This is a genomic window from Enterobacter cloacae complex sp. GYL001 (genome assembly GCF_049237125.1).
Classification (GTDB): domain Bacteria; phylum Pseudomonadota; class Gammaproteobacteria; order Enterobacterales; family Enterobacteriaceae; genus Enterobacter; species Enterobacter hormaechei_C.
In genome coordinates this window covers 1-2,501 of record NZ_JBMKGW010000049.1, presented here as the reverse complement: position 1 = coordinate 2,501, position 2,501 = coordinate 1, and the positions used below count along the sequence as shown (strand labels likewise).

The 2,501-nt window shown below is 56.0% G+C and carries 3 protein-coding genes; all 3 read left to right on the top strand.

Annotation, left to right across the window (positions count from 1 at the left end; genetic code table 11):
* Positions 1-236 precede the first annotated feature (236 nt).
* Positions 237-1,442 carry a chromate efflux transporter gene (chrA, locus tag ACOTWU_RS25135; RefSeq protein ID WP_000184001.1) on the top strand — a complete coding sequence of 402 codons (1,206 nt, stop codon included), beginning with the start codon at positions 237-239 and terminating at the stop codon, positions 1,440-1,442.
* A gap of 10 nt (positions 1,443-1,452) precedes the next feature.
* On the top strand, positions 1,453-1,758 hold the full coding sequence (locus ACOTWU_RS25130) for a PadR family transcriptional regulator (protein WP_000130000.1): 306 nt from the start codon (positions 1,453-1,455) through the stop codon (positions 1,756-1,758).
* Between the two features lie 226 nt (positions 1,759-1,984).
* On the top strand, positions 1,985-2,501 hold a 517-nt coding region (locus ACOTWU_RS25125), incomplete at its 3' end, for an IS6-like element IS6100 family transposase (RefSeq protein ID WP_072213681.1).

Genomic DNA, 2,501 nt, shown 5'->3' with positions numbered 1-2,501 from the left:
GTTTTCCATGATGGTTCTCCGAATGAAAGCCTGTCCTCAGCATAGTACTGGGAAGGAGGGAGTGACCATCTCATTAAATAAAGCACGCTAAGCCGTAAGTAAGCGTGCTCCTGTGAAAGCCACAGCTAAAACTGCGTAGTACACATAGAGGTATTTTTTTCTAGATTTATATCGAATTTCGTTATCGAATTTCGCTTATTATTGATCAACTCGTTGCAGATCATGAAGGCGAAAGTATGACGAATAACCCTACCGATGACAGCAGACCATGGTCGGTCTTTCTTATTTTTCTGCGGCTTGGATTGACATCTTTTGGCGGCCCCATTGCGCACTTGGGCTACTTCCGCGCCGAATTTGTCACACGGCGGCGCTGGCTCTCCGAACGGAGCTATGCTGACTTGGTCGCGCTTTGTCAGTTCTTGCCAGGGCCTGCAAGCAGCCAGGTCGGCATAGCGGTAGGACTGTCTCGGGCTGGATACAGCGGGGCGCTGGCTGCTTGGGCTGGCTTCACGCTGCCGTCTGCCATAGCCTTGATCCTTTTTGCGCTCGGCATCTCCAGCTATGGCGATTACGTCTCGCAGGGCGCGTTGCATGGCTTAAAAGTGGTGGCTGTGGCCGTGGTCGCTCAAGCAGTATGGGGCATGGCGCGTAACCTATGCACGGATGGGCTGCGAGTCACCATCATGGCAATTGCTACCTGCGTCGTTTTACTTGTGCCGTCCGCGTGGGGACAGGTTGGCGTGATTGCTATCGCAGGCATCGCAGGCCGGTTATTGTTCAAGCCAGCGAAAGTTGTTGAGCATGACCCCCTACCTATCACGGTCAGTCACCGGGCCGGCGTGCTTTGGCTCTCGCTGTTCTTTGTCTTGCTGATTGGCCTGCCGGTGTTGGCCGAACTGATGCCAAGTCAAACCATGGCAATGGTGGATTCCTTCTATCGTGTCGGATCACTGGTGTTCGGCGGTGGTCACGTTGTGCTGCCATTACTGCAAGCCGAAGTGGTGCCCTCCGGCTGGGTCAACAATGAATCCTTTCTCGCGGGGTACGGGGCAGCTCAAGCGGTGCCCGGCCCTTTGTTCACGTTCGCCGCGTTTCTTGGTGCCTCGATGAACACCGCCCCGTCGGGCTGGATCGGCGGCATTGTGTGTCTGCTGGCTATCTTCGCGCCCTCGTTCTTGCTGGTCGTCGGATCAATGCCATTTTGGGAGCGTTTGCGCCGCAATACAGGCATCCAAGCTGCGCTGGCCGGGATCAATGCCGCTGTAGTCGGCTTGCTGCTGGCCGCGCTGTATCAGCCTGTATGGACTAGCGCCATCTTTCAGCCGCAAGACTTCGGCTTGGCATTAGTTGCCCTTGTCGCACTTATGTTCTGGAAGCTCCCGCCGTGGCTGGTTGTCCTCGGTAGCGGTGCAGCTGGGTGGCTGTTGAGCGTCGCTCTGTGAGGCACAAAAAATGACTGACAAAGACCTCTACGGCGGTTTGATCCGCCTGCACATCCTTCACCATGCAGCCGAGGAACCTGTCTTTGGGCTGGGGATCATCGAAGAGCTACGCCGACACGGCTACGAGATGAGCGCTGGCACCGTGTACCCGATGCTGCACGGCCTGGAAAAAAAAGGCTATCTGACCTCACGCCACGAACGCACCGGGCGACGTGAACGGCGTGTTTATGACATCACTGAACAAGGCAGAACTGCACTTGCTGATGCGAAAACAAAGGTCAAGGAGCTGTTCGGAGAGTTGGTAGAAGGTGGTTGAGTTTTTGCTTCTATGTCAGGTTGAGCTATACCCTAACTGGATTGTCATTTTCAGAAGACGACTGCACCAGTTGATTGGGCGTAATGGCTGTTGTGCAGCCAGCTCCTGACAGTTCAATATCAGAAGTGATCTGCACCAATCTCGACTATGCTCAATACTCGTGTGGGCTCTGTTGCAAAAATCGTGAAGCTTGAGCATGCTTGGCGGAGATTGGACGGACGGAACGATGACGGATTTCAAGTGGCGCCATTTCCAGGGTGATGTGATCCTGTGGGCGGTGCGCTGGTATTGTCGCTATCCGATCAGCTATCGCGACCTTGAGGAAATGCTGGCGGAACGCGGCATTTCGGTCGACCATACGACGATCTATCGCTGGGTCCAGTGCTACGCCCCGGAGATGGAGAAGCGGCTGCGCTGGTTCTGGCGGCGTGGCTTTGATCCGAGCTGGCGCCTGGATGAAACCTACGTCAAGGTGCGGGGCAAGTGGACCTACCTGTACCGGGCAGTCGACAAGCGGGGCGACACGATCGATTTCTACCTGTCGCCGACCCGCAGCGCCAAGGCAGCGAAGCGGTTCCTGGGCAAGGCCCTGCGAGGCCTGAAGCACTGGGAAAAGCCTGCCACGCTCAATACCGACAAAGCGCCGAGCTATGGTGCAGCGATCACCGAATTGAAGCGCGAAGGAAAGCTGGACCGGGAGACGGCCCACCGGCAGGTGAAGTATCTCAATAACGTGATCGAGG